Genomic DNA, 422 nt, shown 5'->3' on the forward strand with positions numbered 1-422 from the left:
GCGCCTGTTAACAGGTCTGCATCAGTAAAGATTAACGTGCCGTCTTCTTCAACACTGAACTGTTGGTCTTGAGGCACTGGCAGGTCGTTTACTGGGTTAACGGTTAAGTCTGCTGATGCTTGAACCGTATTGGTGCCATCTGAGATATCGAAGCTGATATCAATGTCACCATTGAAGTTCTCATCTGGCGTAATCGTGAAGCTGCCGTCATCGTTTTGAGTAACGGTTGCATCACCGTCGACCGTTAAGCCGCTGGCTGTTAGGTCATCGCCTTCAACATCTGATGCTTGTGATAGCAACTGCTCTTGGCTTAGACGAATCGAACCATCTTCGTCGATTGAGTACGCTAGGTCACCAGACACAGGCGCATCATCAACCGCAGTCACACTTACATCGATGTTCGCAGAGACCGTATCGGTGCC

At 49.3% G+C, this 422-nt stretch carries 1 protein-coding gene; it reads right to left on the minus strand.

What is annotated here, in order from left to right; translation table 11 throughout:
• Positions 1-422 (minus strand): cadherin-like domain-containing protein (locus AB4486_RS19245; RefSeq protein ID WP_372118216.1); only part of this gene is annotated, 422 nt, incomplete at both ends.

This window comes from Vibrio sp. 10N.222.55.C6 (assembly GCF_041473395.1).
Taxonomy (GTDB): Bacteria; Pseudomonadota; Gammaproteobacteria; order Enterobacterales; family Vibrionaceae; genus Vibrio; species Vibrio crassostreae_C.